The following is a 24,341-nucleotide window of genomic DNA, read 5'->3' as shown; positions in this document are numbered from 1 at the left end:
GAAACGCGCTTACAAAGCGTTTAAGACAGCAAAAAACGTCAAATTGACAAGGGAGAATTTGAATGCTAGCTACTACGGGGTTTCTTTGCCTTTTTTCCTGCTTAGTAAATTTCTTAAACACTTGCGGTGTAGGTTAGTTGCAAGTTAAAAGCAGCTAAATCGCTCTTAATCAAGCGTTTTAGAATAAAAAAACGCCGATATTTTAGTACATAGTAAATAGCCAACCACCAACGGGGTTTCTTTTGCCTTTTTTTTATTTGGTAAATTTCTTAATGTTTATAGCTAAACGACAACCGTCATTCCAGTACCTTCTCTTGTCATCCCAGTGCCCAGACACTGGGATGGCTTTGTTGCATCGCTAGCTATGATGGATTAAAGATAAAAAAGATGGAGAATATCAGTAGCTTATTATTCTGGTATTTATAACAAGAACGGTCAGTGAATACCTAAATTTGAGTAAAAGAAATTTCACTACCACTCACTAATCCGGCTAAAATTCAAGAATTTCAATGCTTTAGCTATTTTCAATAGAATTAAGTTTATTAATATAAATAATAAATTACTATTCTTAAATTTGATCAGATTGATTGCAAAAAAACAAGATTTTCAATAGGTTGCTTATAATCCTAACTATAGTTAGCCTTTCATAAGTAGCGATGCAACAAAGCCATTCCAGTGTCTGGGCACTGGAATGACACCGTCTTGGATGGAAGGGCTGGATGACAGGAGAAGGAGGCTACTTTCATGACATTATCATAAAGTAAAATGAGATCCCAGTGGGCTTTGTTGCATAGCACCTTAAGCAGTGATGGTTTACGACAAATTTATGTAATGATTTCAAATTTAGCCATACCAATATCAGTGAATTTGTTGAGCAAATAGCACTTAATTAGTAATTCTTTTTCACGATTTACTTCAGATTTATTCCTAAAGCTAAATCCAAATACTTGCTTCAACCTTGAGAAAAATCCTTCTATGTAAGATCTCTTTCCATAAATTGCTTCCTTTTTCCACTCTTTTACACCATCTTGTCCATATAATTTTATTAACCTAATAGCAGCATTTCTGTCAGACATATAATCTATTTTTGAATGTTCTGCTGCATCCTTTTTTGGTAGAACTTTTGTCTTTATATCGTATTTCTTACACAATTTATAAAGTTTGTGCCTATCGTATGCCCTATCTGCATATAATGCTTTTATTTTGTGCTGAAAATTAACTTCTTCAAGCAAATCGCAAGCTCCATAGTGGTCAGAGTAGAAGCCATTACTGTATCTTGCAGCTATAGCTTTTTTACTATTTACACTTAACATAACATGTAACTTTCTTACTTGCTCGTAGCTTCGGTACTTTCTATCTGCACTGTTTTCCTTACTGTGGCCAGGAGTGTTACTGTAAATGCTGATACTTGTGCTATCTATGATAATTTCAATATTTTCCATGTTGCTTTTATCAACCCTGCAATCATTTATCTTAATATTAAGTTTTTTAAACCTTCTTGATGCTTGTGAATAGCTGATAACTGCCAAATTTTTTCCTATTTGTTGCAGATATCCTTTTATAAACCCCACCGTTTGTCTTAAACCAATTCTAAAAAGATTGACAATTATATGCACCAAAATTACGACTTTATCACTGTAAATATAGTTGCCGCCCTGCATTTTTGGACTATTTTCATACCAATTTTCGATAGCTTCATCGATGTAACGAAAAATATTTCCCCTTTTTTCAAGGAATTTGTTATATTCGTTTTGGTTACTGACTTTCATTTTCTGTGGCATATTTTTTCTTCAACAGTTAAATGGTTATTTATAATGAATTTTGTCAGTAGCCACCAGATTTTTTCGGTTGCTATGCAACAAAGCCATCCCAGTGTCACGCACTGGGATGACACCATAGAGGCACTGGGATGACATCCTTCCTAGTGGACTCAAATCACAATGTTCATACAGTTGTGGGCTTAACGGTATCTTTGCAGATACTATGGTAATTTATTCGGGAGATTTGCTGAGCGGTAAGATTTTTCCTGATACGCTGCAGTCTTCAGAAGCTAATTCCACAAATTTATCTGTTAGTTTATCAGGTGACACCAATTCAGATGTATCTTTTCCAAGAAATGCCTGCTCACTACCCACAGGTCCTTCCGTGTATGCAGCATTTACACATAATTTTGTATGTTTTGTCTCAGATGCATATATCTGCACCACTATTTCTAGTGCAACTTTACTCGCAGCATACGGCATCCAATATGGATAAGAGGAAGGAGAAAGTGTCACCTCTGAGGTCATGAATATCGCTCTTCCAGCATTAGACTTTTTTAGCATTGGATCTAAGTTTTTTAGTAAGTACCAATTGGCAGTAAAATTTGTATTCATTACGTTCTGTAGCTCTTCAAGCTCGCAATCATGAACAGGGTTCAATTTGCCTAAAATTCCAGTACACGCAACTAATATATCAAGTGCTCCAGATTCTGATAATTTCAGGCTTTCTATCATGTTTGTCAGTATCTTTACATTCTCAAAGTCTAAAAGATCAAGCTGAATTAGTTTCACAGAGCCTTCTTTAAATTCTTCAAGCTCTTCAATTTCATTATATAGTGGCTTGAGATTATCAAGAGATCTTGAAATCAGAATCACACATGCACCTTCTCTTACAAACCTTTTTGCAACAGCAGAGCCTATTTCACCTGAAGCCCCGGTAATTAAAGCTACTTTACCTTCTAACTTACCCATTTCTTTTTCCTTAGCGAGATTCATTGAAGTATTTTAGCTGAAAATTAAATTTTGCTCCATATATAAAAATCAAACTTAGCATATAAAAAAATAGTAATGACACTACCATACCACCTAAACTTCCATATATCAAATTCAGTTGATCAAAGGAAGCTTTTAAGTATTGCTTGAAAGCTGAAGCGGAAATCGTCCAAAGAATAACAGCCACACAAGATCCAGGAAAGACGTCTGATAAATTTTGTTTTATGTTTGGCAACATAAAATATATCCAAGAGACTACTGTGAAAAGTACAAATTCAATGAGCAGGTATTTAGTATAACTTAGCCCCTGATAGGAAAAATCAATTAGCATTGGCACTAATGTAGAGAACGCTATAGTTAGAGTTATAATAAGCGTGATCACTAAAAATTGTAATATACTGAGTACCCTTCTCCATATATAAGGCGGCGAAACCGGAATTTTATAAGCTTTGTTCAATACTGTTCTTAGCCCTTCAATTGTTGACGAGGCGGTCCAAACAGCACCTACAATTGCTAAAGTTAGTAAGCTTTGCGGCAGGCCTGATATTATCTCCCTAATGCGTGGCATCAAAGATGATAAAATATCCTGTGGCATGTTATCAATGATAAATACCCAGCCAATGTTATACTGGTCTCAGAAACTTGCGAATGTTGACGCCACAGCCATTAAAACGATGAGAAAAGGAAATATTGATAACAGAATTAAAAATGATAAATACCCTGCGTGCTCCACCCCATCGTTATGAATTGTGTCAATCAAAGCACGATAAAGGCAATAAACGATGCTGTAAAATTTCTGTAGCACTGTAATATAAACGAACCAAGAAAAGTATTCTAAATGAAATAAAGGATACTTTTAAACGCGAATTCTGGATTAAAGGAGAATAGAAAAGGCAAGAAAACAGGGTAAACTCAGCAGTTATAAAAAAACAGATGAGGTTAACCATGGAAGATATAACAAACTGTTTTGTTTGGTCGATGATTTTTGCAGAGATATAGAGAAAAATTTTGCAGGTAAACTACTGCCAAATGGTAAAAAACCCACAAGAACAACGGAAATTGAGCACTCCGAAATCATGACAATAATCCTGCTATATCAACAATCTCCGTGTAAAAATTTCAAAACTTTCTATCTACATTACCTAACGTTGCTCTACAAATCAGAGTTTCCAAAGTTGCCTTCATATACCAGGTTTGTTGCTCTAAAGCCTAGGGTTTTGTGGCATTTAGCAATGTTGTTGCATTGGCTTTGTGGACAGTCAGAAAACACTGGAATTTCATATATAGACACAACTCCCATTGCAGTTTGTCATGCAAAAAGAATATCCAAAAACAAAGTTTTTGCTGGAATTGCAAAATTAAGCAAGAGTACTTACGGCTGGTTTTTTGGTTTCAAATTACATATGGTAATCAATGAAAATGGTGAAATTCATTCACTTACGCTAACAAAAGGCAATGTTGATGATAGGATACCTGTGCCAAATCTGACGGAAAAATTAACCGGCCTTTTGTTTGGTGACAAAGGTTATATTGCAAAAGAGCTTTTTCAGAAGCTGTTTGACCGAGGTTTGAAACTTGTTACCAAGGTGAAAAAAGGTATGAAAAATGCATTGATTTCGCTAAATGAGAAGATTTTACTGAGAAAAAGGTCTATCATTGAGACTGTTTTTGGTTACCTAAAAAATAGACTAGAAATTGAACACACTCGCCATAGATCCCCTGTTAATTTTTTGGTTCATATCTTTTCTACTCTCATTTCCTATTCCATCAAATCCAAAAAGCCTTCTATTTCCTATACTTTCTTCCTTCCTTAATCCAGAATTCGCGTTTTTAAGCAAAAAAATCCTTACCGTTTACTTAAATTTAATCAAAGTGATAGATAATCAAACATGAAATAGAAATTATCGGAGGCATAATGAAAAATTTTCTTCTACTTATAGCTTTAATTCTCTCCTTTGCATTTGATGCAAATGCTGATGAAACAGCAAGTACAATATGCAACATAATAGACTATACTAAAACACTAGGCGGACCAATGATCACGATAGTGATAATAGGTGCAGCTTTGCTTGCGATATTTGGCAGAATGCCGTGGCCTGCACTTTTTGCGCTAGGTATGTTTACTGCTACGTTTTTTGGCGCTCCTTCAGTTGTAAAGGCAATAACAGGACAAGAGGTGTGTCAGGCAACTGCTACTAGTAATTGCCCTACTGGTCAAACAATGAAGGCAGGCACAGGAAATGATAAAACGGTTAAGTGTAGACCTTAACAATCAGCAGAAGCAACAGAAAATATTGAGTATATGGTGCTCCTTAAACGCGAATTCTGGATTAAAGGAGAATAGAAAAGGCAAGAAAACAGGGTAAACTCAGCAGTTATAAAAAAACAGATGAGGTTAACCATGGAAGATATAACAAACTGTTTTGTTTGGTCGATGATTTTTGCAGAGATATAGAGAAAAATTTTGCAGGTAAACTACTGCCAAATGGTAAAAAACCCACAAGAACAACGGAAATTGAGCACTCCGAAATCATGACAATAATCCTGCTATATCAACAATCTCCGTGTAAAAATTTCAAAACTTTCTATCTACATTACCTAACGTTGCTCTACAAATCAGAGTTTCCAAAGTTGCCTTCATATACCAGGTTTGTTGCTCTAAAGCCTAGGGTTTTGTGGCATTTAGCAATGTTGTTGCATTGGCTTTGTGGACAGTCAGAAAACACTGGAATTTCATATATAGACACAACTCCCATTGCAGTTTGTCATGCAAAAAGAATATCCAAAAACAAAGTTTTTGCTGGAATTGCAAAATTAAGCAAGAGTACTTACGGCTGGTTTTTTGGTTTCAAATTACATATGGTAATCAATGAAAATGGTGAAATTCATTCACTTACGCTAACAAAAGGCAATGTTGATGATAGGATACCTGTGCCAAATCTGACGGAAAAATTAACCGGCCTTTTGTTTGGTGACAAAGGTTATATTGCAAAAGAGCTTTTTCAGAAGCTGTTTGACCGAGGTTTGAAACTTGTTACCAAGGTGAAAAAAGGTATGAAAAATGCATTGATTTCGCTAAATGAGAAGATTTTACTGAGAAAAAGGTCTATCATTGAGACTGTTTTTGGTTACCTAAAAAATAGACTAGAAATTGAACACACTCGCCATAGATCCCCTGTTAATTTTTTGGTTCATATCTTTTCTACTCTCATTTCCTATTCCATCAAATCCAAAAAGCCTTCTATTTCCTATACTTTCTTCCTTCCTTAATCCAGAATTCGCGTTGGTAGGCTCCTTGAATATTTTAGAGTTCATGGTTGCAACGGTTGCTATTTTACAATGCACCTCATCGTAAAAACTACGTGCCGTTGCATCATCTGTTTCAAGAACGTTGGTAAAATGTTCAAGTTGATCTCGATTCAATACCTGATCTATTCTAGTTAGTTGGTCATTGCTGCTTTTAAAATTAGTTAGATCACATAACATAGCACGTTCTTCAGTTTCAGCAGGCAAGTATTTAAAGTGACCAAAGATATTTTACCTAATTTTCTCTAGCATATTTACCTGTATACTTACAAAGCTACCTAATACCGCATACTGATTTCTCTCTTTATCTTATATAAATTAATTAAGTAAAGCGAATACAGTATCCACACTACTAAAAAAAATGTGGCACAAAACATAAACATTACAACGAGTGGCAACAGCAAAGAACTTTCTATTGCTACTCCACCTCTTCTCAAAATGCTTGCTGGCTGATGGAGAGTAGACCATAAATTCACAGAAAACTTTACTATAGGAATATTTATAGCACTAAAAATGGCAAATACTGCTGCTGATTTTTCTGCCCTCGCTTCATTATCAAAAGCGCTCCACAATGAAAGGTAGCCAACATATAGGAAAAATAAAATCAGCATTGAAGTAAGCCTTGCATCCCATACCCACCAAGTGCCCCAGGTTCCTTTTCCCCAAATGCTGCCTGTGATTAAGCATATTGCAGAAAAGATTGTCCCTGCAGGAGCAGCAGCATGTGCCAAGACACTAGCAATGCTATTGTTCCATACTAATGAAATGAAACTGAGTGAAGCAATTAATCCATATATTCCAAGAGCAAGCCATGCAAAAGGCACATGAAGATACATAATTCGTACAATTTCTCCTTGTTTATAATCTTCTGGGGAGAAGAATAACGCCAAAAACATTCCAATCAAAAAACATGCGAAACAAATAACCCCAAGCCAAGGTAGAGCTTTCTTAGAAAAATAAGAGAAATTTGTAGGCTTTAATAAAAACATTCGTTTTGAGAATAATTGTGTTAAGAATTTACCAATTAGTTTGAGTTTTATCAACAGGATAGTTTTTCTATATTTACGTAGGTCAACAAATTAGCATAATTTCAGTAGCAGATTGCTAGCTATTATTTTTAGTATATGACCCTTAAAAAGCTTAATCTACATTTAGTATCAGATTCAAGTGGTGAAACTGTTATATCAGTTGCAAAATCAGCCCTGAAACACTTTCGTTCTATAGAAACGATCGAATATGTTTGGTCTTTTGTAAAACGAGAAGAGCAGATTGACAAAATTCTGGAGGAAATTAATAGGAAAAGTGATGAGCATAATTTTGTTATATGCACTATTACTGATGATGAGCTAAGAAAATATCTAAAAGATAACTGTATAAAGTTGAAAATTCCCTATAGAGCAATATTATCACATATTATTAGAGAAATTTCGTCTTATCTTGAAATTGAAAAAGACGAAAAGCTTGACTTGCATACTGAGATAAATAACGAATATTTTCAGCGCATTGAGGCAATAAACTACACTATTAATCATGATGATGGACAAAATATTCAAGATATTGATAAAGCAGATATAATTTTGGTTGGAGTTTCACGCACATCAAAATCTCCCACCAGTACGTATTTAGCTTACCGAGGCTATAAGGTTGCAAATATTCCTTTTGTTAGTGGAGTACCCTTTTATGTCGACTTGGCAAAATTAAAAAATAAACTAACGATAGGGGTAACAATAGACGTAAGTAGGCTAATAGAAATACGCAAAAATAGACTTACTTCAATTAACAACGAAGATAATAATATATATGCTAACCCTGAGAAAGTAGAAAAGGAAATTAAAGAAGCAGAGGAACTATTTAAGCAGAATAACTGGCCAATTATTGATGTCACGCAAAAGTCAATCGAAGAAGTATCAGCAACAATTATACAATATTTTAATAAAATGTGAAAATTTATCAATTGACTAACTCTCTGTAAGTGATCATAATATGAGGTAATTTAGTTCTTACTATAGATATGAAAGTCAAGAGTTCGCTAAAATCTCATCGTAACAGAGATAAAAATTGTAAAGTTGTGAAAAGGGGTGGTAAGATTTACATTATAAATAAGGTAAAGCCAAGGTGTAAAGCGCGTCAAGGTTCTTAGCTTTTTGTTCACCTTTTCATGTTATATATTTCTTGTATGTGAAAGTACGGTGCTTATATCTAAAAAGAAGCAAAAGTTGCTGTGTTTAAGCGCAGCCTTACTCATTTCTTCTCTTACATTATATTTCAGCATTAGCACAATTACAGGCAAACGTGGCTTGTTGACGTTAATCGATTTAAAAAAAGAAATTGAGTACAATGAACTTTTGCTGAAGGATATCTCTTTTGAAAAGGAAAAGTTGGGTAACAAAGTATTCGGCTTATATGAAAAAAGCTTGGATTTAGATCTGCTTGATGAGCAAGCAAAAAATGCTTTAGGTTATGTGAACCCTAATGAACTTATGGTTGTTCTTGACGTGGAATAGCAGTATAGAACAGATCAGATCTCCCTACGTCATACCGCCGCGGTATCTCGTTGTAGATTTCACTAACAAGCAGCGGAATGACGGGTTACCAAATTGTAGGTAAATCTAAGGTAACCGTTCACAGATTTCCACTTAATTCTTCAATCTCACTAATAACGCGAATTCTGGATTAAAGGAGAATAGAAAAGGCAAGAAAACAGGGTAAACTCAGCAGTTATAAAAAAACAGATGAGGTTAACCATGGAAGATATAACAAACTGTTTTGTTTGGTCGATGATTTTTGCAGAGATATAGAGAAAAATTTTGCAGGTAAACTACTGCCAAATGGTAAAAAACCCACAAGAACAACGGAAATTGAGCACTCCGAAATCATGACAATAATCCTGCTATATCAACAATCTCCGTGTAAAAATTTCAAAACTTTCTATCTACATTACCTAACGTTGCTCTACAAATCAGAGTTTCCAAAGTTGCCTTCATATACCAGGTTTGTTGCTCTAAAGCCTAGGGTTTTGTGGCATTTAGCAATGTTGTTGCATTGGCTTTGTGGACAGTCAGAAAACACTGGAATTTCATATATAGACACAACTCCCATTGCAGTTTGTCATGCAAAAAGAATATCCAAAACAAAGTTTTTGCTGGAATTGCAAAATTAAGCAAGAGTACTTACGGCTGGTTTTTTGGTTTCAAATTACATATGGTAATCAATGAAAATGGTGAAATTCATTCACTTACGCTAACAAAAGGCAATGTTGATGATAGGATACCTGTGCCAAATCTGACGGAAAAATTAACCGGCCTTTTGTTTGGTGACAAAGGTCATAACGCGAATTCTGGATTAAGGAAGGAAGAAAGTATAGGAAATAGAAGGCTTTTTGGATTTGATGGAATAGGAAATGAGAGTAGAAAAGATATGAACCAAAAAATTAACAGGGGATCTATGGCGAGTGTGTTCAATTTCTAACGCGAATTCTGGATTAAGGAAGGAAGAAAGTATAGGAAATAGAAGGCTTTTTGGATTTGATGGAATAGGAAATGAGAGTAGAAAAGATATGAACCAAAAAATTAACAGGGGATCTATGGCGAGTGTGTTCAATTTCTAGTCTATTTTTTAGGTAACCAAAAACAGTCTCAATGATAGACCTTTTTCTCAGTAAAATCTTCTCATTTAGCGAAATCAATGCATTTTTCATACCTTTTTTCACCTTGGTAACAAGTTTCAAACCTCGGTCAAACAGCTTCTGAAAAAGCTCTTTTGCAATATAACCTTTGTCACCAAACAAAAGGCCGGTTAATTTTTCCGTCAGATTTGGCACAGGTATCCTATCATCAACATTGCCTTTTGTTAGCGTAAGTGAATGAATTTCACCATTTTCATTGATTACCATATGTAATTTGAAACCAAAAAACCAGCCGTAAGTACTCTTGCTTAATTTTGCAATTCCAGCAAAAACTTTGTTTTTGGATATTCTTTTTGCATGACAAACTGCAATGGGAGTTGTGTCTATATATGAAATTCCAGTGTTTTCTGACTGTCCACAAAGCCAATGCAACAACATTGCTAAATGCCACAAAACCCTAGGCTTTAGAGCAACAAACCTGGTATATGAAGGCAACTTTGGAAACTCTGATTTGTAGAGCAACGTTAGGTAATGTAGATAGAAAGTTTTGAAATTTTTACACGGAGATTGTTGATATAGCAGGATTATTGTCATGATTTCGGAGTGCTCAATTTCCGTTGTTCTTGTGGGTTTTTTACCATTTGGCAGTAGCTTACCTGCAAAATTTTTCTCTATATCTCTGCAAAAATCATCGACCAAACAAAACAGTTTGTTATATCTTCCATGGTTAACCTCATCTGTTTTTTTATAACTGCTGAGTTTACCCTGTTTTCTTGCCTTTTCTATTCTCCTTTAATCCAGAATTCGCGTTTATAACAAGAACGGTCAGTGAATACCTAAATTTGAGTAAAAGAAATTTCACTACCACTCACTAATCCGGCTAAAATTCAAGAATTTCAATGCTTTAGCTATTTTCAATAGAATTAAATTTATTAATACAAATAACAAATTACTATTCTTAAATTTGATCAGATTGATTGCAAAAAAACAAGATTTTCAATAGGTTGCTTATAATCCTAACTATAGTTAGCCTTTCATAAGTAGCGATGCAACAAAGCCAACCTTTTCCCACGTTCTGACCAGGTGAAAAAGCTGTTTTTACGATAGCCGTCTAATTTGCCGTTCTGCAAGGTTGTTGATTGACTTCAGGCTTTCGTAAAAACTTCCACACCATATCCTCGGCCTTAACATCTTAGCAGCCATTCTCAAACCATTTACAAGCCTTGTCATTTCATGCCCTCCCTTTTTGCATTAGTTGTATAGCATCTTTTAATATTAACAAGGCCTATAATAGTGCAGCACTGCCTTACGTATTGCCAATCCGAATTCTACTTGCTGTAAAATAACACAATCTGCTACATCACTGCTAAGCTCAATCCCTCTGTTTATTGGCCCTGGGTGCATAACAATCGCATCTGGTTTTGCGTATGATAGCTTTTGTGAATCAAGTCCATACAAATGAAAATATTCTTTCTCTGAAGAACTATTATTCATGCGCTCTTTCTGCAGCCTTAAAAGCATAATTACGTCAGCATCCTTTATACCTTCAATTAATGAATAATGGACTGAATCTACTTCAGGAAAATGCTTACAAATCAAAGTTGGTGGTGCGACCAAGCATATTTTTGCTCCAAACATTTTTAGCAATCTTATATTTGATCTTGCAACTCTACTGTGCAGAATATCTCCACATATCACAACTTTGAGGTCCTTTATTTGCTTTTTATGATTGATGATTACAAGATAATCTGCAAGAGCTTGAGTTGGGTGTTCACTGCTTCCATCGCCTGCGTTGATTAGCGAGCAGCTAACATTCTTAGCCAGCATATTAACAGTACCGCTATTTTTTTGCCTGATTATCATGTAATCAGGATTCATTGCATTTAATGTTTTGATCATGTCTTTTAGATCTTCTCCCTTGTTAATAGAAGAAGATCTTATTGGCAAAGTTACAACATTTGCTCCAAGGCTTTTTGCTGCTATTTCAAAAGACGCAAGTGTACGCGTTGAATCTTCAAAAAATAAATTTATTACTGTCTTATTTTCCAAGATATAACTATTTGCAGCTTCTTTTTTAAGGTACTGGTTGGCCAACTTAGTTATATTTTCTACATCATCGACTGTAAGGTCTGAGATGTTTAACAAATTCCTTCTCTTGTTCATAATTTCCTTTTCAACTACTTGAACCTATTCTACTTTCTTACTATCGTTTTTCAATAGACCTCTTGTGCAGCAATTGTTTTGGTGAAAGAACGGGAAAAGATAGTAAAGTCAAAGTTGAGTTGGAGAAAAGTTCAGCGAGTCAAGAGCAAAGTACTGCAAAAGGTTAGCATAAATCTTTCATCCCAGTGTTTGGTGGCACTGGGAATTACTTCCACTTACACTCATCCGCTATCATAACAGCCTCAAAAAGATGCTTCTCAAGTTCACTTAGAGGCAAATCACTTTGTGAATAATTTCCCCAAGATTTTAGTATATCGGAAGTTTCAACGCCTTCAATAATAGGATATTCTTGGTTTTTTTTAGCGTATAACTCTTGAGCCTGCTTGCTTACTAAAAATTCCAATAAGACTATAGCATTTTCCCTGTTTTTTGCGTTTTTTGTTACTGCGGCACCACTGATGTTTACCATTACACCGTGATCGTTGCGATTAGGAAAAAAAGCCCCTAGCTTGTCTGCAACATTCTTTTTATTTTCTGATGAAAGAATTCTCGCAAAGTAGTAGCTGTTTACTATTGCAACATCTCCCTCACCAGCTGCTACGGCGTAAATTTGGTCAGTATCACCACCACTTGGTTTTCTTGCCATATTGCTCACAATTCCGCTTACCCATTCTTTCGTCTTTTCAAAACCATTATTTGCAATCATAAAAGCAATTAACGATCTGTTATATGGACTTGTAGAAGAACGCACTAATATTTTTCCTTTCCATTTTTCATTTGCTAAATCTTCATAAGTACTTAAGTCCTTAGGGTCTACTGACTCTTTATTGTAAACCAATATCCTAGTTCTTTTTGTAAGACCAAACCAATAATCTTCACTGTCTCTAAATCTTGCAGGTATAACACTTTTTAAAACCTCTGAATCCACTTGAGATAAAAGCCCTCTTTTTTTTGCTAGAATTAAGTTGACTGCATTAGCAGTTAAAAATAAGTCAGCTTCACCCCCGTTTTCTATTCGTGAAAGTAGCTGAGAATAATCATCAATGATGTAACGTACTTTAATGCCTGTATTTTTCGTGAATTCATCAAACAAAGTACGTACTAATTCCTCTTTACGTGATGAATAAACATTTACCACTTGTGAGTCATTAGTTCCGTCGTTTCTGTATAAATAAGTAATAACTATCAATATAATTGCTATTAAGGACGTGAATATAAAGGCTTTTTTCATATTGGATAAAAAATAAACTTCTTTCAGTTAAAGATACTCAAATAACGCAATCTTAGCAAGTGTAAAATTCGTTAGATAAGTCATGAGAGCTACAAAAACTTCCTTGACAAACTCCGCCAGTCCCCATATCATGAAACTGAAGCTATTTATTTATCTTCTCTGTACAGATTAAATGACAAAAAAACTCAACGTATTTGGCGTCTCATGTTTAATTTTTTGCACTATGTGCATCTTATGTCTTTATCAAATTTCTGGGTTTTTACCTACACAAGCTGAAATACGCTTATAAAGCATTTAAAACATCAAAAAACGCCAACTTAAAAAATGGATAGTGAATAACTAGCTACCCTAGGGTTTCTTTTGCCTTTTTTTCTGTTTAGTTAATTTCTTAACGTTTATAATTTAGATTAGTTGCAGCTTAAAAGCAGCTGAATCGCGGTTATTAAGCGTTTAGAATAAAAAAACGCCATACTTGAAAGTATAATGTAAGTAATTAGCCAACCACGGGGTTTCTTTTGCCTTTTTTTTATTTGGTAAATTTCTTAATATTTATAGCTAACATGAACAAACATTTGAGAGTAACTTCCGCTATTAACGCGAATTCTGGATTAAAGGAGAATAGAAAAGGCAAGAAAACAGGGTAAACTCAGCAGTTATAAAAAAACAGATGAGGTTAACCATGGAAGATATAACAAACTGTTTTGTTTGGTCGATGATTTTTGCAGAGATATAGAGAAAAATTTTGCAGGTAAACTACTGCCAAATGGTAAAAAACCCACAAGAACAACGGAAATTGAGCACTCCGAAATCATGACAATAATCCTGCTATATCAACAATCTCCGTGTAAAAATTTCAAAACTTTCTATCTACATTACCTAACGTTGCTCTACAAATCAGAGTTTCCAAAGTTGCCTTCATATACCAGGTTTGTTGCTCTAAAGCCTAGGGTTTTGTGGCATTTAGCAATGTTGTTGCATTGGCTTTGTGGACAGTCAGAAAACACTGGAATTTCATATATAGACACAACTCCCATTGCAGTTTGTCATGCAAAAAGAATATCCAAAACAAAGTTTTTGCTGGAATTGCAAAATTAAGCAAGAGTACTTACGGCTGGTTTTTTGGTTTCAAATTACATATGGTAATCAATGAAAATGGTGAAATTCATTCACTTACGCTAACAAAAGGCAATGTTGATGATAGGATACCTGTGCCAAATCTGACGGAAAAATTAACCGGCCTTTTGTTTGGTGACAAAGGTTATATTGCAAAAACGCGAATTCTGGATTAAGGAAGGAAGAAAGTATAGGAAATAGAAGGCTTTTTGGATTTGATGGAATAGGAAATGAGAGTAGAAAAGATATGAACCAAAAAATTAACAGGGGATCTATGGCGAGTGTGTTCAATTTCTAGTCTATTTTTTAGGTAACCAAAAACAGTCTCAATGATAGACCTTTTTCTCAGTAAAATCTTCTCATTTAGCGAAATCAATGCATTTTTCATACCTTTTTTCACCTTGGTAACAAGTTTCAAACCTCGGTCAAACAGCTTCTGAAAAAGCTCTTTTGCAATATAACCTTTGTCACCAAACAAAAGGCCGGTTAATTTTTCCGTCAGATTTGGCACAGGTATCCTATCATCAACATTGCCTTTTGTTAGCGTAAGTGAATGAATTTCACCATTTTCATTGATTACCATATGTAATTTGAAACCAAAAACCAGCCGTAAGTACTCTTGCTTAATTTTGCAATTCCAGCAAAAACTTTGTTTTGGATATTCTTTTTGCATGACAAACTGCAATGGGAGTTGTGTCTATATATGAAATTCCAGTGTTTTCTGACTGTCCACAAAGCCAATGCAACAACATTGCTAAATGCCACAAAACCCTAGGCTTTAGAGCAACAAACCTGGTATATGAAGGCAACTTTGGAAACTCTGATTTGTAGAGCAACGTTAGGTAATGTAGATAGAAAGTTTTGAAATTTTTACACGGAGATTGTTGATATAGCAGGATTATTGTCATGATTTCGGAGTGCTCAATTTCCGTTGTTCTTGTGGGTTTTTTACCATTTGGCAGTAGTTTACCTGCAAAATTTTTCTCTATATCTCTGCAAAAATCATCGACCAAACAAAACAGTTTGTTATATCTTCCATGGTTAACCTCATCTGTTTTTTTATAACTGCTGAGTTTACCCTGTTTTCTTGCCTTTTCTATTCTCCTTTAATCCAGAATTCGCGTTTTTGGGTAATTTAATGGTAAAAAATTTAGAGAGAAGTTTTATACACAATCACTGATATTTTCCCTTAAGTTGACGCCATTGGCTGAACGGGTACAATTGAGCTTCAGTGATCTTGTGTAGACTATTTGCCAATCGGATAATCACCAGTGAAACAAGCATCACAATATTGTGGTGTAGCATTGTTACGCTTTTCTGCTTTAACAGCCTGATATAGTCCATCAATACTCAAGAAGGCTAGGCTATCTACTCCTATAACTTCCTTAATTTCCTCTACAGATTTATTTGCAGCAATTAAATCTTTGCACTCTGGCGTATCTATTCCATAAAAACAAGAATGCTTAATTGGTGGGCTTGAAATTTTGAGGTGAATTTCTTTTACTCCTGCATCCTTTAACATAACTATTATATTTGTTAACGTACTACCACGCACTATACTATCATCTATTAAAATTATGTTTTTACCCTTTAAAATGTGCTTATTAGCGTTGAATTTCAATTTTATTCTAACTTTACGTACTTCAGCGGTTGGTTGTATAAAAGTTCTTCCTATGTAATGATTACGAATTATCCCCAGTTCCATAGGTAATCGTGAATGTTCTGCGTATCCAATAGCTGCAGCTATTCCAGAATCAGGTATTGGTACAATCATATCCACATTATTTTTTGGTGGACTTTCCTTCGCAAGTATTCTTCCTATTTCTTTTCTTGTATCGTATATAGACCTATTCTCCATTATGCTGTCTGGTCTTGAAAAATAAACGTATTCAAAAATACAAAAACTTGATTTTTGCTGTGGGAAAGGAAACATTGAGGCTAGCTTACTATTCGAACTGATGGTAACTAATTCGCCTGGTTCTATTTCTCTAACAAATTCTGCATTTACTATATCAAGAGCACAAGTTTCAGATGCAAGAACGTAAGAACTGTTTAACTTTCCTAAAACAAGAGGCCTGATTCCAGATGGATCACGTACTCCAATAACTACTTCTTGATTGATTGCCACAAAAGAATAAGCACCTTGTATTCGCTTTAATGCATATATAAAACTCTCTAAGAAGCTATCTTTTTCACCGCTTGCTGTTAGATGCACTACTACTTCTGTATCAATATCTGACTGAAAAACGCACTCTTGTTTAATTAATTGTTCGCGTATCGGAGAAATATTAATTAAATTACCATTATGTGCTATGGCAAAATCCCCAAATTTGCCACTTTTGCCAAACATGGGCTGCACTCCAAATTTACTACCACTTGTTGAGTATCGAACATGACCTATTGCACAATCTCCAGGTAAGGATTTCTTTATTTCATCTATATCATCAAATACGCTGCTCACTTGACCTTGAAAGTGATAAGAGTGCAGCTTATCGTTGTTACTGGTTGCTACGCCAAAAGACTCTTGACCTCTATGCTGCAAAGCGTGGAGAGCAAGTATAGAGTTAAAAGCAGCACTTTGGTTGCAACTTATGCCAAATACCCCACACTCCTCACGCATTTCATCTAGCATAAAAACTATTAAGTAAAGTTTAATTCTACTTTAGCATAGGTAAAATACAAGCATTTTGTTGTTCATCTGCTTTTATTGCCAGCAATAATCCTATACATATCAAACTTGCAGCAGTTGTACTTCCTCCATAGGACAGAAATGGCAATGGGTCGCCTATCACAGGCAAGAGGCCTATTGACATTCCGATGTTTATAAAGAAATGAGCACTAAAAAAGGCGAAAATTCCGATAGATACTAACTTAGAAAAATAATTTTTCGACCTATAAGCGATAGAGAAAATTATTCCAAGTAATGAGGTATAAAGCAAAATTAAAGCCATGCTACCTAAAAAGCCCCACTCCTCACTCAGCACTGCAAAAGCAAAATCTGTACGCTTTTCCGGCAAAAATCCAAGTTGAGTTTGACTTCCATTAACAAAGCCCTTACCAAGTAAACCTCCTGAACCAATAGCTATCTGAGATTGCTGCGCATTATAACCTATCCCAAGTGGATCCACTGATGAATCCAAAAACGACAATATCCTTTGCTTGTGATAAGGACGTAAAAAAGGCCAAATAGCCGGTACTGCAAAAATGCCAAGAGTTCCACATATTACTGAATGAGATCTTTTTATTATTGCTGTGAATATAATTGACATCCCTATAAGTAACATTATTACAGCTGTGCCTAAATTAGGTTGCTTTAACACCAAGAACACGGGTAAGAAAATAATTATAAGTGCCTTAAGCAATCTTTTAAATTCCATCATTTTATACACACTCTGCTTATCAAAATAGCGAGCAAGCACAAGTATTAAGCCCACTTTTGCAAATTCTGATGGTTGCAAACTAATCGACCCAATTCTTATCCACCTCGTCGCACCCATTATGTGTGAGCCAAAAAAATTTACTGCTAATAGCGAAATCGTTGCTGCTATATAAAAAAAGTAGGCGTGCTTCAAATAAAAATCTAGTTCTATGAATGACATAGCTATAGCGAGTAGGAAAAAGAAGGAGAATATGACCAGTTGGTGAATCGCAAATGGCACCCACTTTCCTCCAGCAGAAGAGTATTGAACAACAATGCCAACGCAAAACAGAGCTATCACGTTAATGACTAACAACCAATGAATCTTCTTCAGCCTATCCACAATAAAGACCTTATAACCTTAAAGTATAGTAAAATATGAAACAAAGATAAAAATCAAAAAACCAACTTCTCAACTACTAACCGAATTGAAGTGCTATATATTCCAGTTACTACTGTTAAAGCTGCCATAAATAATAGACAGAAAAGCATAGGAAATGGCACATCATTAATTTTGTCCGGTGTCATTCCAGTGCGTGACGTTGCATCATCTTCAAAATACATTTTCTCTACCATCTTCCACATATATATCAATGCAAGGAAAGAGCCAGCAGCAAATGTTACAAGGGAAATCCACGCATGAGATTCGATAATTGCTTTCATTATATACCACTTGCTTACAAAGCCATTTGTTAAAGGCACACCGATTAATGCTAAACTGAGTAGAGTGAACGCAAGTGCTGTATAAGGCATTGATTCCTTGAGTACCGATAAATTCTCTATTTTTGTTGTATCAAATTTGTAAGAAATACATCCTGCAGCCATGAATAAAGATGTTTTTATTATGCTGTGGTTTACTATGTGAAGAATTGCTGCAAATACACCTGTTTTTGAGTTAAAACTCAGTGCTAAAATTATATAACCAATTTGGCTAATACTAGAGTGAGCAAACAGTCTTTTTATGTCTTTTGCGGTTATTGCAAATATCGACCCAAATACAATAGCGCAAAGTGCGAGGATAATTATCACATTGTCCAACAGCGGCTTAAACAAGAAAAAATTTTGTTGGAAAATGGTATAAAAGATTCTGATGAAAACATATATCATCACTTTAGTTACTGTGCCTGAAAAGAATATGCTAATGAAACTTGGTGCCTCACTATATGCATTAACCAGCCACCTGCTTAATGGAAATAGTGCCATTTTGATTGAGAGACCAACAAAAATGAACAATGTGCCAAGTCTCATGATGTTATTATCGTATAATGGCACTATTCTCTCAGCCATGTCAGACATATTGAGCGTTCCTGTCATGGAGTACAAAAGCCCGATGCCAAATAAATAAAATGTTGCGCCTATTGTTCCACTAATTAGATATTCAAATGCTGCAACTAGAGCTTTTTTATCCCTTCCCATTGAAACTAATACATAAGAAGAAAGAGATGAAATTTCCAAAAAAACATAAAGATTGAATATGTCGTTTGTTACTAAAATTCCGAATAGTCCGCTTAAGCACAACAGAAATAGAGAGTAAAAACCAGTGATTTTGTTTTTGCTAATTTCTTTTTCGTTAATATAAAAGCTATAAAGCACACTAATCAGTGCTATAAAATTCACCAAAGTTAGAATCAAGGAGTTTAACACGTCGATTCTTAACTCTATGCCGTACGGAGGAGCCCAATTTCCAAGGTGATAAGTTATAATCTCGCCTTTATATGTTTTAATGAGTAGTATCGATGAAATGATAAGAGTGATTGTTGTTGCAATAAAAGAAATGAACCAAGACACCTTGTGTTTCTTGGCAAGAAAGCAAAACATTGATGCAATTATTGGTATAATAACTTGTAAAATTGGTAATTGCATTAAATTATTGTTAATATATCGTTAAAGTATTAGTATATATAATACTTTTTGTTTTAATACCCTTATGTTATCTAAAGTTTGTAATGCAATAAAACGCCTATTACGAAGAGAAGATAAATTTGTAGGAAGAGATGAAAATGGAAATTCTTACTATGAATCAAGTAAAGGGAAAAGGTGGGTTATATATAGCAGTGTCTCTGAGCCTACAACAGTGTCTCCGGAATGGCATATATGGCTTCACTATACTGATAATGTAGTACCAGTTAATAATAAAAAAAGAAAAGTAAAACATACTCCTAATTTAACGGGTACAAAAGATGCATACTATCCAAACCAAAAAGTGAAAAATTACTATAAAAGCTGGAGTCCTGATAACTAAAGATGCGAAGGTCAAATATACTTGAAATAACCGCTGGATTATTTGTATTAATTTTTACTATTTTTCTGATTTTCTTTGCTATTGATAAGCTATCTTACATAAAGAAAAACTATAAGGATTGCAATAAAATATATGGTCTTTTTGCTAACGCTAACGGTATAGGAGTTGGTGATAGTGTCAAGATCTCTGGTGTGGACGTTGGAAGCATAACTGTTGTATCACTTGATAAAGCTACCTACGTAGCACGAATCGATATGTGTATAAGCAGAGACATAAAATTGCCAATTGATAGTTCAGCTCTGATCACTAGCAGTGGAGTTGTTGGTAGTAAATTTGTTAATATATCACCTGGGTCAGATGCTAAACTAATTTTGAATGGTGGTAAAATAGAGCATACTCAAGCTGAAGCAAATATGGGTGGAATAATGGACAAAATTATTGGTATGTTTACGAAGTGAAAATGGCAGGATTCCAAGTATATCCGTTTAGGTGAAGCCTCCTGTAGTTCTAAAGTATTTAAGGAGTTTGCCTTATTTCTTGCCTTTTCTACCGCTCGCTAACCTATAATTGGGGTTTATAGTATAGCTTAACAGTTGCAGTGCATGTCTATCAATGATAAAATGAAGATTAATTTATTTTGATATTATGATTGGTTTACTGTTTGCCGTACTGTTGTTCCTCTGTGGTAGTGATGCACTTGCAAAACAGGAGCCACGTTCAATAGCTGGAGATGATCACATAAAGGTGATAAATTATAACCCACAGGCTATACATAAGTATACGGGTTTTTATGGTTATCAATCCAGCATATTGTTTGAACCAGGGGAGGTAATACAAAACCTTTCAATGGGTGATTCAACTGGTTGGCAACTCCTTCCTCAAGGTAACAGATTGTTTATTAAGCCTATAGATGATATTGCCGATACTAACGCAACTATAATTACCAATAAAAGAGTTTATTACTTTGAGCTTCATGCTGAAGAAGCAACTGGACTAGATGATCCAAGATTAGCATATGAAGTAAGGTTTCTTTATCCACTATTTAGCAGTGATGAGATTTACACAACAAATAACGGTGATATCTTCGAACAAGCTAGTCATAACATTATTCCTGATATAAACGACATTGAAGTTGTAAAGAAGGGATTAAATTTTAATTATTCCATCTCGCACGTTAAAGGCAGTCAGTCAATAATACCAATTAAGGTTTTTGATGATGGAAAATTTACATATCTGCAATTCAATAAAATAAACTCTGATTTCCCGGCAGTTTTTATGGTTGATTCTGCAGGGTATGAGTCTTTAGTAAACTTCCGTACAGTTGACGACTACCTGATAATCGAAAGGGTGAGTTCAGTGTTTACCTTAAGGAATGGATCAAGTACAGTTTGCCTATTTAATGAAAATGCGCCTTTCAAAAAAGGGTGAGTGATTAAAGGCTATAATGCCCGAGATATGGGTGCAAAATTTTTCTATGGTGTTCTGTAATTCCATAAAGGCCAATAGCGTTAAGGTGCTCTTTTGTCCCATATCCTTTATTTTTATACCAATTATATTCAGGATGCTTATTGTTCAATTCTTGCATAAGCCGATCTCTCGTAACTTTTGCAACGATTGAAGCTGCTGCAATTGATGTACTCAAATTATCACCATTTACTATGGATTTCACTTGCCATTTCACTTCAGGTGGTTGATTACCATCAACTAGCACATAATCTAATTCTAGGTCCAAGTCTATTAACGCACGTTTCATTGAAAGTTTTGTTGCTTGCAAGATATTGTATGAATTTATTTCTTCTACGCTTGCCATTCCTATACCAAATTTTGCAACGGATGTTATTTTTTCATATAGGACTTGCCTACATTGAGGAGTCAACTTTTTCGAGTCGTTGATTCCATCAATAATTGTATTTCTATCAATAAACACTACGGCTGCGGATATTACTGGACCAGCTAGCGGACCTCTTCCAACTTCATCCACTCCTGCTATCACTCCTGATAATTTATTTTCTAATGTAAAGTCTGGGTATTTCATAGGTTTTTATAATAAGAAAGTTATAGTAAAAACTGAACAGATAATAGAAATTATCCAAAATTTCATAACGATTACATTTTCTGACCATCCCTTCTTTTCAAAGTGATGATGTATTGGTGCCATAAGAAAAACTCTTTTTCCTTTTCCATATTTAAACTTTGTATATTTAAAATATGATATCTGAATAATTACAGATAGAGTCTCTATTACAAAGATTATTCCAATAACGGCAAAAAGCATTTCTCTTTTAATTAGGACACTAGTTAACCCTAAAGCTGCGCCTACCGACAAGCTACCAACATCACCCATAAATATTTTTGCTGGATGTGTGTTAAACCACAAAAAACTTAGAATAGCTCCTATAAATGCAATGCAGAATAAAGTAATATTCATATCTGCTTGAGTTATGTATGCAATTAGCCCCAAAAAAGCAAAGGAAGTGATGACTTGAGTTGCAGCAAGGCCATCCAAACCATCTGTGAGATTCACAGCATTAGAAGAGCCGACAATTACAAACGCAGCAAACGGAACATATAGATAGCCAAAGTCGATTATTATTCCTTTAAATAGGAACATTTTTGTAAAACCTTCAGCAGAGTATAGCTTAAGTATAGACATACTAACCAGAGTTACAATAAACTGAATAAGTATTTTGGTTTTTGCACTTAAACCTCGATAGTGATTTGTCTTCAATTTTAAATAATCATCAATAAATCCAAGTAGAGCAAAAAATAGAGTTGTCAATATCAGCAGCAAGATTTCTGGTGTTAACTGAGCCCAGAGTAAAATTGGTAATAAAGAAGAAATCAGTATTATTATTCCGCCCATAGGTGGTACATTCTTTTTTGTTATTAAATGACTTTCTGGTCCACATGATCTAATTGGTTGCCCATCTTTACTTATTTTTTTTAGAAGCTTTATAAAATAGGGAAAAAGAATAAATCCAAAAACAAATGAGGTAAAAAATATTTTTGTAGCTAAGATCATCTGCTTATTTAATTGACTAAGTATCATACCATCTGGGTAAGGTCAATAATCATCTCCTGCTTTTTCTAGCTTTAATTGTAGTCCTTGAGATAAATTGGTTAGTACGCCGTTCATCGGATTGTGTCTAAAGTTAGATATGACAAAATGATCCTTATCGAAAATGTAAGATGTGAAAGGTAAGTTAATTCTTTCTTCGTTATTTATTTTGACAGCTACGAGCTTACTTCTACCATCACAAGCAGTATCTCCTGGTTCTAAATTAAAACGCACTTTTATCCCTCTTTAGTAATCTATACTCTGGATGTAGTTAATTTACAAATACTAATTATTTATTAATAATGGTGATATGTAAATATAGTTATAAAGTAACTGTTACACTTGAATTTCTTCCTGGTTTCTGTTGTCATCAGAACATTAAAAACACTTTAAGAAAGCTGCTTAGTTAAATTAACTTGGACAAGTAAATAGCAGCTTTGCAGCCTGTTTTTATGAATGAAGATAAAATGTTGTAGCCAAATGCGCTTTCAGCATTGTGCTGAATTGCAATATCTCTGTGCTCTAACTCCTCGTCACGAAATTTACTTATAGTTTCTTTTAATTCTCCATCTTCTAAATGTGAAACTTGCTCTCTGTAGTGCTCCCCTATAACTTCTTCAACTGCAGCAGTGCAAGCCATAGCAGCTTTTTTGCCCATAATGGCAGTTGCAACGCCAAGTGACACTCCTAAAACACGCCAAACTGGCAACAAAACAGTAGGACGAACTTTTTGCTCTTTAATTTTCTCATTAAAATAGTGAAAATGCTTTTTTTCCTGCTCTTCCATTTCAATTATTTCATTGATTATAGAAGATTTTTTAAGAATAAATTTTTGACCAGAATAAATACAAATAGCTCCATATTCTCCAGCATGATTTACTCTAATTGCCTGTTGCAAGAACTGATTGTTGCTGCACCTTAAATTATTTAGATTTCTTTCTTTCTCCACAATACACTTTACCTGATACGAACAGAGCTACTATGAGATAAATTAGATTCCATGTTGCTAGGGAAACACCTAGAACGTAATGAGGTCTGTCACAAGATGGAGAGTAATTAGGGTTTAACAGATTATTTCTTAACTCTTCTACACTAGCGTTACTACTTACTTGCTCTGTGCATCCTAAAATGTCATGAAACCAATGAAGTTCAAGGCCTACATGGTAAAAAGATATTATTGCACCTACGAGATAACTGCAAAACATTGCATAGATTAGAATTTTGTTGTTTTTAAGCATGCACGCTACTGCAAGTAATCCGGCGATATAGTAAACTATTCGCTCGTATGTACATAACTTGCATGGCAGCATGTTGAAAAAATATTCTAGCACATATGCAAAAATTAGAGCAAAAGCACTTGATAGCAGAAAGACTGTAGGAATTCTGGAGTTATTACACATAACTTTAAGTAAATTATCCCTGAAAGTATAAA

General features: G+C 34.7%; 26 protein-coding genes and 4 pseudogenes. 12 read left to right on the top strand and 18 right to left on the bottom strand.

Annotated elements, in window-relative coordinates; all coding sequences use genetic code 11:
• Positions 1–824 precede the first annotated feature (824 nt).
• The 4 genes from AAGD95_RS01855 to AAGD95_RS01840 all read right to left on the bottom strand — a co-directional run bounded on the left by AAGD95_RS01855 (position 825) and on the right by AAGD95_RS01840 (position 3,700).
• Positions 825–1,781, bottom strand: a complete 957-nt coding sequence (locus AAGD95_RS01855) for an IS5 family transposase (protein WP_341818409.1) — start codon at positions 1,779–1,781, stop codon at positions 825–827.
• A 210-nt stretch (positions 1,782–1,991) separates the two neighbouring features.
• Positions 1,992–2,756 (bottom strand): SDR family oxidoreductase, encoded by a 765-nt coding sequence (locus AAGD95_RS01850; RefSeq protein ID WP_341818682.1) that lies wholly within the window; start codon positions 2,754–2,756, stop codon positions 1,992–1,994.
• A complete protein-coding gene (locus AAGD95_RS01845) occupies positions 2,743–3,375 on the bottom strand; it encodes a YihY/virulence factor BrkB family protein (protein ID WP_341818883.1) in 633 nt (210 codons plus the stop codon). The genes AAGD95_RS01850 and AAGD95_RS01845 overlap by 14 nt, the downstream gene beginning before the upstream one ends.
• A 130-nt stretch (positions 3,376–3,505) precedes the next feature.
• Positions 3,506–3,700 carry a hypothetical protein gene (locus tag AAGD95_RS01840; protein ID WP_341818681.1) on the bottom strand — a complete coding sequence of 65 codons (195 nt, stop codon included), beginning with the start codon at positions 3,698–3,700 and terminating at the stop codon, positions 3,506–3,508.
• 15 nt (positions 3,701–3,715) lie between these two features.
• Here AAGD95_RS01840 and AAGD95_RS01835 point away from each other — a divergent pair, with 15 nt between their 5' ends.
• Together AAGD95_RS01835 and AAGD95_RS01830 are read left to right on the top strand one after the other, a co-directional pair.
• Positions 3,716–4,567, top strand: coding sequence for an IS982 family transposase (locus AAGD95_RS01835; protein ID WP_410542088.1), 852 nt, complete (start codon positions 3,716–3,718; stop codon positions 4,565–4,567).
• Between the two features lie 101 nt (positions 4,568–4,668).
• Positions 4,669–5,022 carry a TrbC/VirB2 family protein gene (locus AAGD95_RS01830; protein ID WP_341818680.1) on the top strand — a complete coding sequence of 118 codons (354 nt, stop codon included), beginning with the start codon at positions 4,669–4,671 and terminating at the stop codon, positions 5,020–5,022.
• On the opposite strand, the gene AAGD95_RS01825 is transcribed toward AAGD95_RS01830, so the two are convergent.
• Positions 5,019–5,156 (bottom strand): hypothetical protein, encoded by a 138-nt coding sequence (locus tag AAGD95_RS01825; RefSeq protein WP_341818679.1) that lies wholly within the window; start codon positions 5,154–5,156, stop codon positions 5,019–5,021. The two genes, AAGD95_RS01830 and AAGD95_RS01825, sit on opposite strands and share 4 nt — an antisense overlap.
• Positions 5,157–5,171: 15 nt before the next feature.
• On the opposite strand from AAGD95_RS01825, the gene AAGD95_RS01820 reads away from it, so the two are divergent.
• Positions 5,172–6,023 (top strand): IS982 family transposase, encoded by an 852-nt coding sequence (locus tag AAGD95_RS01820; RefSeq protein ID WP_410542088.1) that lies wholly within the window; start codon positions 5,172–5,174, stop codon positions 6,021–6,023.
• Between the two features lie 314 nt (positions 6,024–6,337).
• On the opposite strand, the gene ccmC is transcribed toward AAGD95_RS01820, so the two are convergent.
• Positions 6,338–7,048, bottom strand: a complete 711-nt coding sequence (ccmC, locus tag AAGD95_RS01815; protein WP_341818882.1) for a heme ABC transporter permease CcmC — start codon at positions 7,046–7,048, stop codon at positions 6,338–6,340.
• Positions 7,049–7,183: 135 nt separating this feature from the next.
• On the opposite strand from ccmC, the gene AAGD95_RS01810 reads away from it, so the two are divergent.
• The 4 genes and pseudogenes from AAGD95_RS01810 to AAGD95_RS01795 all read left to right on the top strand — a co-directional run.
• Positions 7,184–8,002, top strand: a complete 819-nt coding sequence (locus AAGD95_RS01810) for a pyruvate, water dikinase regulatory protein (protein ID WP_341818678.1) — start codon at positions 7,184–7,186, stop codon at positions 8,000–8,002.
• Positions 8,003–8,070: 68 nt separating this feature from the next.
• Positions 8,071–8,199, top strand: coding sequence for a type B 50S ribosomal protein L36 (ykgO, locus tag AAGD95_RS01805; RefSeq protein WP_250296744.1), 129 nt, complete (start codon positions 8,071–8,073; stop codon positions 8,197–8,199).
• A 49-nt stretch (positions 8,200–8,248) separates the two neighbouring features.
• Entirely contained in the window at positions 8,249–8,563 is a 315-nt protein-coding gene (locus tag AAGD95_RS01800; RefSeq protein ID WP_265035566.1) for an FtsB family cell division protein, read from the top strand.
• A gap of 257 nt (positions 8,564–8,820) precedes the next feature.
• Positions 8,821–9,386 (top strand): annotated as a pseudogene (locus tag AAGD95_RS01795) (IS982 family transposase); the annotation flags it as partial.
• A gap of 15 nt (positions 9,387–9,401) precedes the next feature.
• Here the strand turns inward: AAGD95_RS01795 and AAGD95_RS06445 are convergent.
• The 4 genes and pseudogenes from AAGD95_RS06445 to AAGD95_RS01775 form a co-directional block, all read right to left on the bottom strand.
• Positions 9,402–9,524: pseudogene (locus tag AAGD95_RS06445) on the bottom strand (IS982 family transposase); the annotation flags it as partial.
• A 16-nt stretch (positions 9,525–9,540) separates the two neighbouring features.
• Positions 9,541–10,392 carry an IS982 family transposase gene (locus AAGD95_RS01785; protein WP_410542088.1) on the bottom strand — a complete coding sequence of 284 codons (852 nt, stop codon included), beginning with the start codon at positions 10,390–10,392 and terminating at the stop codon, positions 9,541–9,543.
• 567 nt (positions 10,393–10,959) lie between these two features.
• Positions 10,960–11,847 carry an aspartate carbamoyltransferase catalytic subunit gene (locus AAGD95_RS01780; RefSeq protein WP_341818677.1) on the bottom strand — a complete coding sequence of 296 codons (888 nt, stop codon included), beginning with the start codon at positions 11,845–11,847 and terminating at the stop codon, positions 10,960–10,962.
• A 205-nt stretch (positions 11,848–12,052) separates the two neighbouring features.
• On the bottom strand, positions 12,053–13,078 hold the full coding sequence (locus tag AAGD95_RS01775) for an extracellular solute-binding protein (protein ID WP_341818676.1): 1,026 nt from the start codon (positions 13,076–13,078) through the stop codon (positions 12,053–12,055).
• Between the two features lie 696 nt (positions 13,079–13,774).
• Between AAGD95_RS01775 and AAGD95_RS01770 the strand changes: the two are divergent.
• Positions 13,775–14,349 (top strand): annotated as a pseudogene (locus AAGD95_RS01770) (IS982 family transposase); the annotation flags it as partial.
• Between the two features lie 14 nt (positions 14,350–14,363).
• Here AAGD95_RS01770 and AAGD95_RS01765 read toward each other — a convergent pair.
• From AAGD95_RS01765 to AAGD95_RS01750, 4 genes and pseudogenes are all read right to left on the bottom strand, one after another.
• A pseudogene (locus tag AAGD95_RS01765) lies at positions 14,364–15,213 on the bottom strand (IS982 family transposase).
• Positions 15,214–15,437: 224 nt separating this feature from the next.
• Positions 15,438–16,823: an amidophosphoribosyltransferase gene (purF, locus tag AAGD95_RS01760; protein WP_341818675.1), complete on the bottom strand. Its 1,386-nt coding sequence runs from the start codon at positions 16,821–16,823 to the stop codon at positions 15,438–15,440.
• Positions 16,824–16,848: 25 nt separating this feature from the next.
• Positions 16,849–17,952, bottom strand: coding sequence for a rod shape-determining protein RodA (gene rodA, locus AAGD95_RS01755; protein WP_341818674.1), 1,104 nt, complete (start codon positions 17,950–17,952; stop codon positions 16,849–16,851).
• A 53-nt stretch (positions 17,953–18,005) separates the two neighbouring features.
• The gene (locus tag AAGD95_RS01750; protein WP_341818673.1) at positions 18,006–19,472 is read right to left on the bottom strand and encodes a proton-conducting transporter membrane subunit; all 1,467 of its coding nucleotides are present in this window, start codon (positions 19,470–19,472) and stop codon (positions 18,006–18,008) included.
• A 64-nt stretch (positions 19,473–19,536) separates the two neighbouring features.
• On the opposite strand from AAGD95_RS01750, the gene AAGD95_RS01745 reads away from it, so the two are divergent.
• From AAGD95_RS01745 to virB9, 3 genes are all read left to right on the top strand, one after another.
• Complete coding sequence (locus AAGD95_RS01745) at positions 19,537–19,851, top strand: NADH-ubiquinone oxidoreductase subunit NDUFA12 family protein (RefSeq protein ID WP_341818672.1); 315 nt, start codon at positions 19,537–19,539, stop codon at positions 19,849–19,851.
• Between the two features lie 2 nt (positions 19,852–19,853).
• On the top strand, positions 19,854–20,309 hold the full coding sequence (locus AAGD95_RS01740) for an outer membrane lipid asymmetry maintenance protein MlaD (RefSeq protein WP_341818671.1): 456 nt from the start codon (positions 19,854–19,856) through the stop codon (positions 20,307–20,309).
• A 187-nt stretch (positions 20,310–20,496) separates the two neighbouring features.
• Positions 20,497–21,279, top strand: coding sequence for a P-type conjugative transfer protein VirB9 (gene virB9, locus AAGD95_RS01735; RefSeq protein WP_265026132.1), 783 nt, complete (start codon positions 20,497–20,499; stop codon positions 21,277–21,279).
• Between the two features lie 4 nt (positions 21,280–21,283).
• Here virB9 and AAGD95_RS01730 read toward each other — a convergent pair whose 3' ends face one another.
• The 4 genes from AAGD95_RS01730 to AAGD95_RS01715 all read right to left on the bottom strand — a co-directional run bounded on the left by AAGD95_RS01730 (position 21,284) and on the right by AAGD95_RS01715 (position 24,252).
• Positions 21,284–21,886: a ribonuclease HII gene (locus AAGD95_RS01730; protein ID WP_341818670.1), complete on the bottom strand. Its 603-nt coding sequence runs from the start codon at positions 21,884–21,886 to the stop codon at positions 21,284–21,286.
• 6 nt (positions 21,887–21,892) lie between these two features.
• Complete coding sequence (gene mraY / locus AAGD95_RS01725; RefSeq protein ID WP_341818881.1) at positions 21,893–22,873, bottom strand: phospho-N-acetylmuramoyl-pentapeptide-transferase; 981 nt, start codon at positions 22,871–22,873, stop codon at positions 21,893–21,895.
• A gap of 442 nt (positions 22,874–23,315) precedes the next feature.
• Complete coding sequence (locus AAGD95_RS01720; protein WP_341818669.1) at positions 23,316–23,858, bottom strand: demethoxyubiquinone hydroxylase family protein; 543 nt, start codon at positions 23,856–23,858, stop codon at positions 23,316–23,318.
• Positions 23,833–24,252 (bottom strand): disulfide bond formation protein B, encoded by a 420-nt coding sequence (locus AAGD95_RS01715; RefSeq protein WP_341818880.1) that lies wholly within the window; start codon positions 24,250–24,252, stop codon positions 23,833–23,835. The genes AAGD95_RS01720 and AAGD95_RS01715 overlap by 26 nt, the downstream gene beginning before the upstream one ends.
• On the opposite strand from AAGD95_RS01715, the gene AAGD95_RS01710 reads away from it, so the two are divergent.
• On the top strand, positions 24,206–24,340 hold the full coding sequence (locus AAGD95_RS01710; RefSeq protein WP_341818890.1) for a hypothetical protein: 135 nt from the start codon (positions 24,206–24,208) through the stop codon (positions 24,338–24,340). The two genes, AAGD95_RS01715 and AAGD95_RS01710, sit on opposite strands and share 47 nt — an antisense overlap.
• Position 24,341 lies beyond the last annotated feature (1 nt).

The sequence above is a fragment of the Wolbachia endosymbiont (group B) of Ennomos erosarius genome, assembly GCF_964026905.1.
Classification (GTDB): domain Bacteria; phylum Pseudomonadota; class Alphaproteobacteria; order Rickettsiales; family Anaplasmataceae; genus Wolbachia.
Note: the sequence above shows the minus strand (reverse complement) of the source record. Positions and strands in the feature narration are given on the sequence as shown.